Genomic DNA, 12,106 nt, shown 5'->3' with positions numbered 1-12,106 from the left:
TAAGCATGTGAATGACACGCGGGGCAACGATGCCTGTGTAGTGTGCCGGCCTTTTGGTTTGGCGCCCACAGGATATTTTTTTTGTGGGGGATGATAGAGAATGTGTGGGATTACCGGGTGGATTGACTGGGAGCAAAATTTAACTGAGAAAAGTCATATTTTATCGGCTATGATCGATACGCTGGCTGCACGCGGACCGGATGCGCAGGGGGCTTACATTTCGTCAAACGCAATGCTGGGGCATCGCCGCCTTAGTGTTATTGACCCGGTAGGGGGTGCGCAACCCATGATCCGATATCGCGGTACACAGAAATTTGTAATCACATATAATGGCGAATTGTATAATACGACGGAACTTAGGCGTGAACTTGAAGAGCGGGGCCACACCTTCAGCACCCGTTGTGATACTGAGGTGCTGCTTGTAGCGTTTATCGAATGGGGATCGGCGTGTGTCGAGAAGTTTAACGGTATATATGCCTTTGGAATTTGGGACGAAGTAAAACAGAGCCTGTTTTTAGCCCGTGACCGTATAGGGGTTAAGCCATTATTTTATGCCGAACGAGGCAGTAGTTTTCTCTTTGGTTCAGAGATTAAAACGCTACTTGCCAATCCTCTTGTACGGCCGGAAATTGACGAAGAAGGTCTGGCGGAAGTGTTTATGATTGGGCCGGCCCGGACACCTGGGCATGGTGTATTCAAGGGTGTTAATGAATTAAAACCCGGACACTGTATGATTATCGGCCGGCAAGGAAAAACCATTACACAATATTGGTCATTAACATCAAAACCTCACACCGAAGATTTCGGCGCGACTGCTGCACAGGTTCGAGAACTTTTGATTGACACCGCCAGACGGCAATTAGTTTCTGACGTTCCAATCTGCGCTCTATTATCAGGAGGGCTTGATTCAAGTGTGCTTACTGCATTGGCGGCTACATCCCGTAAACAGTCAGGCTTAGACAGGCTACTTACGTATTCGGTAGATTATGTTGACAATGACTTGTATTTTAAAGCTAACAGTTTTCAGCCCAATTCGGATGCTCCGTGGGTTATTCGGGTTTCGGAGCATTTTGGCACATGTCACCATAAGGTATTATTAGATAACTCGGAGCTGGCAGAAAGCCTGAAGTCCGCCGCTTTGGTCCGGGATTTGCCCGGTATGGCCGACATTGATACTTCGCTATACTTGTTCTGTCGTGAGATAAAAAAAGGAGCCACTGTAGCTTTATCGGGGGAGTGCGCTGACGAAGTATTTGGCGGATACCCTTGGTTTCAACGTAAAGACATGATTTACGCTACGACGTTTCCATGGTCACCGCATCCCGAAATTCGTATTCCCTGGTTAAAACAGGATATACAGAATAGGATTAAACCAGCCGAGTATGTAGCTCAACGCTATAGTGATGCTCTTGCAGAGGTTCCGCGACTTCCAGGGGAAGATTCGCATTCTGCCAGAATGCGTGAGATATTTTATCTTAGCCTTACACGGTTTATGCCAACCCTTTTGGATCGTAAGGACCGCATGAGTATGGCATTCGGTCTGGAAGTCAGAGTGCCGTTTTGCGATCACCGGATTGTTGAATATGTGTGGAATGTGCCCTGGAGTATGAAGTATTATCAGAGCAGGGAGAAGGGGCTGCTGCGCCATGCTTTGGAAGGAATTTTGCCCGAAGATGTGCTTTGGCGCAAAAAGAGTCCTTATCCCAAAACACATAATCCAGTATATACTAAAACCGTCGTTGGCGAGGCACTGGCCATTTTGAACGATCCATCTTCCCCTTTGCAGCAGATTCTTAATGTTGAAAAGTTTAAGGAAATTGCGCAAACTGATTTATCTGCTTCGAACATTCCTTGGTTTGGCCAATTGATGAGTGGACCACAATTATTTGCTTATCTTATTCAAGCCGATCACTGGATGCGCGAATATAAGGTGCAAGTCGTATAAGGGAGAAAAGAGAGCAGAAAGTCGGGAATAATTTTCTCGGCTTTTTTCTTTGCCTACATAATAGCAAACTTGGCTTTAAGCGGTTTTTTTAGTAAACTTAGCTATATAAGATTTATAACTAAAGGAGTCATCTAAAAAATATGATAAAAACTGTGTTGTTTGACCTAGACGGAACTTTGCTGCCGCTGGAGCAGGAGGAGTTTGCGCACGAGTATTTTAAAAATTTATGTCTTCGAATAGGTAATCTTGTCGATTCAAAAAAATTTATCCAGCAATTGCTTTCATCAACCGAGGCTATGGTTAAAAGCGGGGATAAAGATAAAACTAACCAACAAGTATTTTTTGAGGATTTTATGCCAAATATCGGAATTGCTGCCGAGGTGCTTGAACCCATTTTTGATGATTTTTATGAGAATGATTTTGTAAAAGTAAAACCGGTAACAAGGCCAAATATGACAGCCCGTCAGGCTGTTATGGCGGTGACTGAACTTGGGCTTGAGGTTGTTTTAGCTACCAATCCTATATTCCCGTTGAATGCGGTTAAACAGCGTATTCAATGGGCAGGCCTAGCGGATGTTAATTTTAAGCACATTACCAGCTACGAGGATTGTCATTTTTGTAAGCCAAATCCTGAATACTATTGGGAAATTCTCGAATGTATTGGTCGGAGACCGGAAGAATGCTTGATGGTGGGAAATGATGTTGAAGAAGATTTGGCTGCAGCGAAAACAGGGATGAAAACCTATTTGGTTACCGATTGCCTGATAAATGCAAAGAAATTGGACTTCAGAGCCGACTATCAAGGAACACTGCAAGAACTGGCACAGAATATTACGGGCATAATAAATGCGGAAAATGGTTCTGTTGCTTAGCTATAAATAGTTTGCTATTTTAGGATAACAATGTTTTGCGCAGGGAAAAATAGTCTTGACAATACGAAAAACATGAGCTAAAATTGCTCTAAAGTTGAATACTGTAAAGGCTGTGAACAGGACGAGTACATTTGTGCACTTTAATTCAGCGAGTCGGTGACCGGGTTTCCGGAGGTGAGATGACCGGCCTAGAGAACCTATGGAATGGACCTGAGAGCTGCCCACCAAAAACTTTTGTGAGTAGGCTGGGACGGATGCCGCCGTTAACAGGCTAGGGTATCGGATTGTTATTGTCCCGTACCTGAACGAGGGAAAGTGTGAACTTTTTGGATAGGGTGGTATCGCGACCATTTCGCCCCTAGGCGAAATGGTCTTTTTATTTACCCAGGCAAGTTTGCTATTTCTGAATTAGGGTGGTACCGCGGACCATTTCGCCCCTATTAGGGGTGAAATGGTCTTTATTTTTTTCTAAAGGGGGTAAAAAACATGTTAAAGGATTATCTTTCCCAGGTTGTGGCCGGTCAGGATTTTTCCCGTGAAGAGGCTAAAGAAGCCATGCAGGTCATTATGTCCGGGCAGGCTAGCGAAGTGCAAATTGCTGCTTTCCTTACGGCGATGCGCATGAAAGGGGAAACAAGCGTGGAGGTGGCTGGATTTGCCGAAGTTATGCGTGCCTTAGCCCTGAAGGTTGAATGCAGCACTAAAAAGTTAATTGATACCTGCGGAACCGGCGGGGATCGCCGGGGAACATTTAATGTTTCAACAACGGTAGCTTTTGTGTTGGCAGGCGCCGGTTTGAGCGTGGCTAAACATGGCAACAGAGGTGTGTCCAGTTCCTGTGGCAGCGCCGATGTGCTGCAGGAACTGGGGATAAATCTGGAACTGACGTCGCAAGCTGTGGCCGAATCAATTGATACCATTGGCGTTGGGTTTATTTTTGCCCCGCGTTTTCACCAGGCAATGAAGTACGCCATCAATCCCCGGCATGAACTAGGGTTTCGGACCGTGTTTAATTTGCTAGGTCCCTTAACCAATCCGGCTGGCGCTCAGTGTCAGTTGATCGGGGTCTATGATCCTCGGCTGACAACCAAAGTTGCTCAGGCACTTAAAGAATTGGGAATAGCCAGGGCTATGGTTGTGCATAGTCAGGATGGTCTTGACGAAATATCAACTGCCATGCCTACTTATATTACCGAAGTGCGAGAGGGAGAAATTCACTCTTATGTACTTGAACCGGAAAATTATGGATTTAGCCGTTGCACGTTAGCCGATTACCAAGGTGGCACGATTGGAGAAAATGCGCAGATTATTCTCCGGCTATTAAACGGAGAGCACGGGCCGAAGCGTGATATCGTAATACTAAACGCTGCCGCGGCAATGGTGGCAGCCGATGCTGCTGCCAATATTAAGGAAGGTATAGAGCTTGCTGCGCAAAGTATTGATAGCAGAGCTGCCTTAAAGAAGCTGGAGGCACTGCAGAACTTTACGCAATGCAGGGAGGCGGAGTTGCCATTATCATAAAGATTTGTGGCATCAGTACCATAGAGGCGGCTGTAGCAGCCCGTGACTTTGGGGCAGATTTGCTCGGCTTTGTTTTTGCAGAGGGTAAACGGCAGATCTCTTTGGAACAGGCCAAACAGATTGCCTGCCAGCTTTCGGGTATTGGTAAAGTCGGCGTATTTGTAAACGCGCCGCTAGGCGAAGTACAGCAAGTTGCCCGGGAGTGCAAATTGGACTATGTACAACTGCACGGAGAGGAGTCGCCCGAATATTGCCGTCTGCTTGGGTATCCGGTAATCAAAGCCTTTAACTATACTTCAGGGTTTAGTTCAGCAGTTTTTGAGGGCTATCAAACAGCGTGGACATTAATGGATAGTTGTATTGCCGGCAGGCAGGGGGGAACAGGAATCGTTTTTGACTGGCGGCAGGCAGCTGAGCTATTAGCAAGGCATACAAACCGGCTGCTCTTTGTAGCTGGCGGCTTGACACCGGAGAATGTGGCGGAAGCTATTGATATTTTACAGCCTGACGGGGTCGATGTATCAGGCGGCGTGGAGACTAACGGGCAAAAAGATATCGAAAAAATTCAGCGCTTTATAACGGCAGCAAAGGAGGGGTTACATGCTAAACAAGATTGTAAATCAAACCAGGGAAACTATAAAAGAAGCTAAACGAATGATTCCTCTGAAAGCTATCATGAGTAAGGCGACACGAGGTGATTTTGCATTTAGCGCGACCATTTCCCGGCATGACTGGTCATTGATTGCCGAATGCAAACTGGCTTCACCGGCCAAAGGAACATTGTGCCCAAGGCATACTGTTGTGGAACTTGCCAAGATTTATGCCAATAGTGGAGCTACCGCCCTGTCGGTGCATACCAATGCAGCTTTTAGCGGCAGGATGGCGGATATTGTTGATGTTAAAAAAGCTGTTGATGTGCCGGTATTATGCAAGGAATTTATTATCGACGAATATCAGCTTGTTGCAGCAAGAGCCGCCGGAGCGGACGCTGTGCTCCTGATTGCCGCTTTGTTGTCGAATACAGAGCTTAGCCGATTTTTGCAGATTGCCGGTGAATTGGGGATGGATTCTTTAGTAGAAGTGCATACATTGCCTGAACTGAAACGGGTACAACAGACAGCAGCCAAAATAGTGGGCATCAATAACCGGGATTTGCGAAGTTTTACTACTAATATCGAACAGACTTTTACATTATTACCTTATTGTGACCTAGGGCGGCTCATTATCAGTGAAAGCGGCATCAGGAATGAACAAGATGCCGGAAAACTAAAAAAAGCCGGGGTAAACGGCATCTTGGTCGGAGAAGCGCTGGTAACAGCCGGAGATATTTCAGTAAAAACGAATGAACTGGCCTTAGGCCAGAAACGACAGGAAGGGGAGATCGTTAATGCCTAATAGTAGGGGGAGATTTGGCAATTACGGAGGTCGGTTTGTACCTGAGACTGTTATGCCGGCTCTAATTGAATTGGAAACTTGTTATAGAACACTTAAAGAGGATTCCGGTTTTCAGAAAGAAGTAGCTTCTTATTTGCGGGAATACGCCGGACGTCCCACCCGGTTATATCATGCGGCTAAATTGACAGAGCATTACTGCCGTGGCCAGATTTATCTAAAACGGGAAGATTTGCTGCATACGGGCTCGCATAAGATTAACAATGCTTTAGGTCAAGCACTGCTGGCTCGGCGGATGGGCAAGAAACGTGTTGTTGCTGAAACCGGGGCCGGGCAGCATGGCGTAGCTTGTGCCACGGTGGCCGCACTGTTCGGTATGGAATGCAGCGTGTTTATGGGGGCGGAGGACATGGAGCGACAGGCGCTTAATGTATTTCGCATGCGTCTGCTGGGTACAAAAGTAATCCCTGTAACCAGCGGTTCAGGAACGCTTAAGGATGCCACCAGTGAGGCTATTCGTTATTGGGTGACCAATATTGAAGATACTCACTACATTATTGGCTCAGTGGTAGGCCCGCATCCGTATCCTATGATAGTAAGGGATTTTCAGGCTATTATCGGACGTGAGGTCGAACAGCAGGTTAGAGAAGCCGGTGCCGATCTTACCTATATTTTGGCCTGCGTCGGCGGCGGAAGCAATGCTATGGGTATTTTCTATCCATTCCGCGATAACACCGCAGTGACCAAGATTGGCGTAGAAGCAGCAGGAAAAGGCCTGGCTACCAATGAGCATGCTGCCTCACTGTCTTATGGCCGTCCAGGGGTATTGCACGGAGCGTTAAGTTACCTCAGGCAAGATAACGAGGGGCAGATTATTCCGGCATATTCCATTTCTGCTGGGCTGGATTATCCAGGTGTTGGTCCTGAACATGCTTATTTTAAAGACAGTAAAAAGGTGAAATATACGTCGGTAACGGATGAAGAGGCATTAGCAGCTTTTCAGCAGGTATCACGCCTGGAAGGAATTATTCCGGCGTTAGAGAGTTCGCATGCCCTAGCTTATCTGGAGTATTTAATGCCGCAAACAAAAGTAGCAGAGGCTGTTGTTGTTTGTTTATCAGGGCGGGGCGATAAAGACGTGCAAATGGTGGCACAGGTATCGGAGGGACAGCTATGAGTTTGATTTCGGATAAGTTCAAGCAAATAAAAGTGTCTGGTCGTAAAGGATTAATTGTATATGTGATGGCCGGTTATCCGGATTATACTACTACTCTGCAAGCAATTAAGGCAATCGAAGCTGCCGGAGCCGATTTAATCGAAATCGGCCTGCCATTTTCCGACCCTATGGCCGACGGGCCGATTATTCAGTATGCGGCTACGCAGGCCTTGGCTGGCGAAGCTACTGTGGCCAAGACGTTAGCTATGTTATCTGGACTTAAGCAGGAGATCGCTATACCGCTGGCTGTAATGACATACTACAATATTATAATGCAGTACGGTATAGATAAATTTATTCAAGATTTTTCCCGGGCTGGCGTTTGCGGACTAATCGTTCCGGATTTGCCGCTGGAGGAAGCTGTTAGTGTGGAAGCTGCCTGCCGCAAGACTAGAGTAGATTTAATCAGTCTGATTGCACCCACCACTACCCCGGACCGTTTAAGAACAATCTGCCGGCAGGCCGAAGGCTTTATATATTGTGTTTCCAGTACTGGAGTAACGGGAGTACGCCAAGTCAACTACAGTCACTTAGCGCCTGTTTTAGAAAAAGTACGTCAGGAAACCGACATACCAGTAGCCATCGGCTTTGGAATTGGCAGTCCGGAAGCTGCCTGTCAAGCAGCAAAACAGGCGGATGCTGTTATTGTCGGCAGTGCCGTAATGGAACGCTTAAAGCTACAGGGTGTTAATGCTGCACAGGGTTTTGTAGCAGCACTTCGTCAGGCATTGGATAAGGGGGAGCAAAGGTAAATGCAGGTCTATCCGGATAAAGAAGAATTTTGCCGATTAGCCGATACTTATACTGTACTTCCGGTTTGGGCTGAATTATCTACCGATTTAGAAACGCCTGTTTCTTTGTATTATAAAGTGGTAGGTGATAAGCCTGGGTTTATTCTGGAGAGTGCGCAGACAGGAAAAAATTTTGGCCGTTATTCTTTTATTGGAACTAAGCCGTTAGCTGGTTTTACCGCCTATAGGGACTATGCTGAAACAATCTTACGTGACGGCAGTACGACCACACAAACTGGCAAACCGCATCTATTGTTTAAAGAATTTTTGGCTCAGTTTTTTATGCCTAAGATAACTGGTCTCCCCCCTTTTGCCGGCGGCACTGTAGGTTATGCCGCTTATGAAACAGCAGCTGCGTGGGAAAGGATATGCGGACTAGATATTCCTGATGGTTTACCGCTCATGGAGCAAATCGTCTGCCAATATATCTTGGCCATGGATCATTTGACCCATACCACTCAACTGATAAATTTGGTTCACCTTTGTCCGGGTAGTCAAACCTCCGATGCTTATGATCGGGCGGTACACGAGTTGTCGGAACTGGCGGCTGCACTTAAGAAACCCGTTGATTTGCCCCGGAATGAGTCTGAACAAACTACTATGTATATTTCATTGAATTTTGGATTAATGGATAAAGCGGAAAGTAAACAACGCTATATAAGTATGGTTAAACAGGCCCAAGAATATATTGCTGCCGGAGATATATATCAGGTTGTGTTATCACGTCCCTTTCGCTATAGATTAGCGGGAAATCCGTTTGCACTATACCGGAAGCTGCGGCGGGAAAATCCTTCACCCTACATGTTTTATATTAATTTTGGTAAGCGTCAGCTTGTGGGAGCTTCCCCAGAGCGGCTGGTCAAACTTGAAGACGGCAGAGTACTGACCTGTCCGATTGCCGGTACGCGCCGCCGGGGGGCAAGTCCGGCTGAGGATGAACAACTGGCGGCAGAACTGCTGGCCGATGCAAAAGAACGAGCCGAACACGCAATGCTTGTAGATCTTGGCCGCAATGATATCGGACGAATAAGTCAGCCAGGTACGGTATGTATTGACCGGCTGATGGAAGTTGAAAAATATTCGCATGTTATGCACATCGTATCAGAAGTATCAGGCCGGTTGGACCCAAAATTTTCGGCGATAGATGTCTTGACTGCCTGTTTTCCGGCTGGAACAGTGAGCGGTGCGCCTAAAGTGCGGGCGATGGAGATTATTCACGAATTGGAAGCAGATAGCCGCGGACCCTATGCCGGTGCGGTTGGTTATTTTGACTTCCGTGGCAATATGGATACCTGCATTACTATCCGGACGCTTGTTATTGAGGGGCAGCAGGTGACTGTACGGGCAGGGGCGGGTATTGTTGCTGATTCTGTTCCAGAAATGGAATTTAAGGAGATCCTGCATAAAGCCGGAGTTCTCATGGAGCTTTTTAAGGAGGCGAAATAACATGGTTTTAATTATCGACAATTATGATTCATTTACCTATAACGTATATCAAGCAGTTGCAAGCCTGGGTTATGAGGTAACGGTAATTCGCAATGACAAGATTAGTGTTGAGGAAATTGAGCAGACAGGCTATCAGGGCATCATCATTTCACCAGGGCCGGGAACTCCTGCCAGTGCCGGGATAAGCAAACAAGTGATAAGAAATTTTGCCGGAAAACTCCCTATCCTTGGGATTTGCCTTGGACATCAGGCCATTGGTGAGGTTTTTGGCGGTAAAATAATACGCGCACCGCAGCCGGTACATGGTAAGAGTGAATACATTATTCACCAGGGGTGCGGTATTTATCGTGGTTTGCCAAAACCCTTTGCGGCTGCAAGATATCATTCGTTGATTGTTGCCAAAGAAGAACTACCTGACTGTCTAGAAGTGACATGTACTTCGCAAGACGGTCTGATTATGGGACTGCGCCACAAAGAATATGATATCGAGGGAGTACAATTCCACCCAGAATCGATACTTACTCCGAAAGGCACAAATCTGTTAGAAAAGTTTCTTGCTAAAACGAAAGGAGTTTCACGCTGCTTAAATTTGAGAGACTTAAGGTTGCATTAATGTACCCCTGTGCCATTACAGTAACGGGTAAAGTGTAATTCACTTTTTGACAGATAACAAAGGTTGTATCGCGCAAGCTCTCGTTCTTTTTAAGGACGGGAGCTTTATTTTTTAGAAGGAGTGTATTCCCAGGGCCACGGGGACTATAACAATAAACAATATTGCCGAGCTGTTCGTGCTATTGAAGAAAAATGACTGCGGTACAAAAATTTTAGCTCATATCCAGTTTATTCTATTGGCAATATAGTTTATAATTTAAAGCATCCAACAGGATGTTTTTTGATGGCTATGGACAAAATATTTTAAGGCCTAGTGTTAAGTTAACTAGAGGGGAGCAATTATTATGAATAATTTTATAGTAGAAGAATTGCTGCGGCAGGCGCTGAGAGAAGATATAGGTTTTGGTGATATTACCAGCCAGGCTATTTTTACAGATGATCACTTTTCCGAAGGTTATTTGTTGGCGAAAGAGGACATCGTTTTAGCCGGTAAAGATGTATTTGCTAAAGCGTATTCATTGCTTGATAAAAAAGTCAAGATTGCTTTTAGATATAATGACGGAGATAAAATACCCAGTGGAGAAAAATTTGCTATTCTTGAGGGAACTACGCGGAATTTGATAAGCGGAGAAAGGGTTGCTCTGAATTTTTTGCAGCGCATGTCGGGAATTGCCGGTAAAACACGGCGGTATGTTGAAGCGGTTGGTGACGCCAACACCGTAATTGCTGATACCAGAACAACAACTCCAGGATTAAGAATGCTAGAAAAATATGCTGTTAGGGTGGGTGGCGGCAAAAGTCACCGCTTTGCTCTTGATTATATGGCATTTATTAAGGACCATCATGTTAAGGCTGCAGGTGGGATAACGCAAGCAGTAGAACGAATCCGGCATCATCTATCACCTTTCGTAAAGACGGAGATTGAAGTTGAAACATTAGAACAGGTGCAAGAAGCAGTTGTTGCCGGTGTTGATGTTATTTGTCTTCAAAATATGTCGGTTACTATGACTGAGCAAGCGATAGCGATAGTTGATCATCGCTCTTTAGTTGAGGTATCAGGCAATATTACACTGGAACAGGTGCCGGAATTGGCTGCAGTAGGGGTTGATATAATTTCCAGTACCCTTATTACTCATTCTGTTAAAGTAGCCGATATTAGTATTCGGTTAAAATAATATAGTTGGATAAATCAGTTCTTAGAGCAATCCCGAGAAAAATGAGGATTGCTCTTTTCGAATTCTCCAGGATTCTATAATAATTAAGTTGAATATATAATGATTGAATATAATTAATGGTGGTGGAATTGCATGGATAAATGTAAAGTCATAATTACCGGACGTGTTTTACCGTCGGTGTTGGAACTCATTCAAAAACATTGCCAAGTATATCAATGGGAGCAGACTAGATCGCCGCTTCTCTCTGATATCACGGAATGGCTGAATGATGCCGAGGGTTTATTTGTTACGATGAATATGCCGGTCAATGAGCAGCTGCTGACGCTAGCGCCAAAGCTAAGGGTGATTGTTCAAGAGGCAGTGGGCTACGACAATATTGATGTTCCGGCTTGCACTAGGCGTAGAATACCTTTTTGCAATACACCGGGAGTTTTAGTGGAAACAACGGCTGATCTGGCGTTTGGGTTGCTGCTGACAGCAGCCAGGCGCATTCATGAAGGCTGGGAGTGGGTGCGGGCAGGTAATTGGCAAAATGGTACCCAGTTTCCTTTGGGTGTTGACTTATATAATAAGACATTAGGAATCGTGGGCATGGGATCCATAGGTTCTGCCGTGGCCAAGCGTGGGCAGGCCTGTGGTATGAAAGTAATCTACCATAACCGCAAGCGGCTGCCGGTTCAGGATTCGTTTCAGGCTGAGTACCGCGGTTTTGATGAACTTTTGACTGAAGCTGACTTTATTGTTGTTTTAACACCGCTAACTGCTGAAACTAGAGGAATGTTTGGAGCAAAGGAATTTGCGAGAATGAAGCCGACAGCTTATTTTGTCAATGCGGCCAGGGGGGCGGTTGTGGACACTGAGGCATTATATAATGCGTTGGCTAGCAAACAAATTGCATATGCTGCTCTGGATGTGACTGACCCGGAACCACTGCCTGGGGATCACCCACTGCTGCAACTACCTAATATCCTAGTTGTTCCGCATATTGGCAGTGCGACAACGGAAACGCGCATTCGAATGGGAATGCTGGCAGCAGAAAATCTACTGTTGGGATTAGACGGAAGACCTTTAGTAACCTGTGTTAATCCGGATGTAATAAATAGTTAAAAGATAGCATATGTGAGATCTGTGTTTTG

The 12,106-nt window shown here is 45.7% G+C and carries 11 protein-coding genes and 1 other annotated feature; all 11 genes read left to right on the top strand.

What is annotated here, in order from left to right; genetic code table 11:
• Positions 1–100: 100 nt before the first annotated feature.
• The 11 genes from asnB (at position 101) to SRRS_RS14250 (ending at position 12,077) form a co-directional block, all read left to right on the top strand.
• Entirely contained in the window at positions 101–1,945 is a 1,845-nt protein-coding gene (gene asnB, locus SRRS_RS14300) for an asparagine synthase (glutamine-hydrolyzing) (RefSeq protein ID WP_371361468.1), read from the top strand.
• A 140-nt stretch (positions 1,946–2,085) separates the two neighbouring features.
• Complete coding sequence (locus tag SRRS_RS14295) at positions 2,086–2,817, top strand: HAD family hydrolase (RefSeq protein WP_371361466.1); 732 nt, start codon at positions 2,086–2,088, stop codon at positions 2,815–2,817.
• Between the two features lie 103 nt (positions 2,818–2,920).
• Positions 2,921–3,259: a binding site (T-box leader), on the top strand.
• Between the two features lie 44 nt (positions 3,260–3,303).
• Positions 3,304–4,338: an anthranilate phosphoribosyltransferase gene (trpD, locus tag SRRS_RS14290; protein ID WP_371361465.1), complete on the top strand. Its 1,035-nt coding sequence runs from the start codon at positions 3,304–3,306 to the stop codon at positions 4,336–4,338.
• A complete protein-coding gene (locus SRRS_RS14285; protein WP_371361464.1) occupies positions 4,308–4,988 on the top strand; it encodes a phosphoribosylanthranilate isomerase in 681 nt (226 codons plus the stop codon). The genes trpD and SRRS_RS14285 overlap by 31 nt, the downstream gene beginning before the upstream one ends.
• Positions 4,939–5,733 (top strand): indole-3-glycerol phosphate synthase TrpC, encoded by a 795-nt coding sequence (gene trpC / locus SRRS_RS14280; protein WP_371361463.1) that lies wholly within the window; start codon positions 4,939–4,941, stop codon positions 5,731–5,733. Before SRRS_RS14285 ends, trpC begins: the two co-directional genes overlap by 50 nt.
• A complete protein-coding gene (gene trpB / locus SRRS_RS14275) occupies positions 5,726–6,907 on the top strand; it encodes a tryptophan synthase subunit beta (RefSeq protein ID WP_371361461.1) in 1,182 nt (393 codons plus the stop codon). The genes trpC and trpB overlap by 8 nt, the downstream gene beginning before the upstream one ends.
• Positions 6,904–7,698, top strand: a complete 795-nt coding sequence (trpA, locus tag SRRS_RS14270; RefSeq protein WP_371361459.1) for a tryptophan synthase subunit alpha — start codon at positions 6,904–6,906, stop codon at positions 7,696–7,698. The genes trpB and trpA overlap by 4 nt, the downstream gene beginning before the upstream one ends.
• A complete protein-coding gene (locus SRRS_RS14265; protein WP_371361458.1) occupies positions 7,699–9,183 on the top strand; it encodes an anthranilate synthase component I family protein in 1,485 nt (494 codons plus the stop codon).
• Position 9,184: 1 nt separating this feature from the next.
• Complete coding sequence (locus tag SRRS_RS14260) at positions 9,185–9,796, top strand: aminodeoxychorismate/anthranilate synthase component II (protein WP_371361456.1); 612 nt, start codon at positions 9,185–9,187, stop codon at positions 9,794–9,796.
• A 343-nt stretch (positions 9,797–10,139) separates the two neighbouring features.
• Positions 10,140–10,970, top strand: a complete 831-nt coding sequence (gene nadC, locus SRRS_RS14255; RefSeq protein ID WP_371361454.1) for a carboxylating nicotinate-nucleotide diphosphorylase — start codon at positions 10,140–10,142, stop codon at positions 10,968–10,970.
• Positions 10,971–11,102: 132 nt separating this feature from the next.
• Entirely contained in the window at positions 11,103–12,077 is a 975-nt protein-coding gene (locus tag SRRS_RS14250; protein ID WP_371361453.1) for a 2-hydroxyacid dehydrogenase, read from the top strand.
• The last annotated feature ends 29 nt before the right edge of the window (positions 12,078–12,106 follow it).

Source organism: Sporomusa rhizae (assembly GCF_041428845.1).
GTDB lineage: Bacteria > Bacillota > Negativicutes > Sporomusales > Sporomusaceae > Sporomusa > Sporomusa rhizae.
The sequence above is the reverse complement of the archived record's forward strand: the minus strand, read 5'-3'. Positions and strand labels throughout refer to the sequence as shown.

Excerpts from the sequence above, each read along its gene's own strand:
- SRRS_RS14265 (WP_371361458.1), top strand. The coding sequence starts at position 7,699 with ATGCAGGTCTATCCGGATAAAGAAGAATTTTGCCGATTAGCCGATACT.
- SRRS_RS14250 (WP_371361453.1), top strand. The coding sequence starts at position 11,103 with ATGGATAAATGTAAAGTCATAATTACCGGACGTGTTTTACCGTCGGTG.
- asnB (WP_371361468.1), top strand. The coding sequence starts at position 101 with ATGTGTGGGATTACCGGGTGGATTGACTGGGAGCAAAATTTAACTGAG.
- trpB (WP_371361461.1), top strand. The coding sequence starts at position 5,726 with ATGCCTAATAGTAGGGGGAGATTTGGCAATTACGGAGGTCGGTTTGTA.
- SRRS_RS14295 (WP_371361466.1), top strand. The coding sequence starts at position 2,086 with ATGATAAAAACTGTGTTGTTTGACCTAGACGGAACTTTGCTGCCGCTG.
- SRRS_RS14285 (WP_371361464.1), top strand. The coding sequence starts at position 4,308 with ATGCAGGGAGGCGGAGTTGCCATTATCATAAAGATTTGTGGCATCAGT.
- trpC (WP_371361463.1), top strand. The coding sequence starts at position 4,939 with ATGCTAAACAAGATTGTAAATCAAACCAGGGAAACTATAAAAGAAGCT.
- SRRS_RS14260 (WP_371361456.1), top strand. The coding sequence starts at position 9,185 with ATGGTTTTAATTATCGACAATTATGATTCATTTACCTATAACGTATAT.
- nadC (WP_371361454.1), top strand. The coding sequence starts at position 10,140 with ATGAATAATTTTATAGTAGAAGAATTGCTGCGGCAGGCGCTGAGAGAA.
- trpD (WP_371361465.1), top strand. The coding sequence starts at position 3,304 with ATGTTAAAGGATTATCTTTCCCAGGTTGTGGCCGGTCAGGATTTTTCC.
- trpA (WP_371361459.1), top strand. The coding sequence starts at position 6,904 with ATGAGTTTGATTTCGGATAAGTTCAAGCAAATAAAAGTGTCTGGTCGT.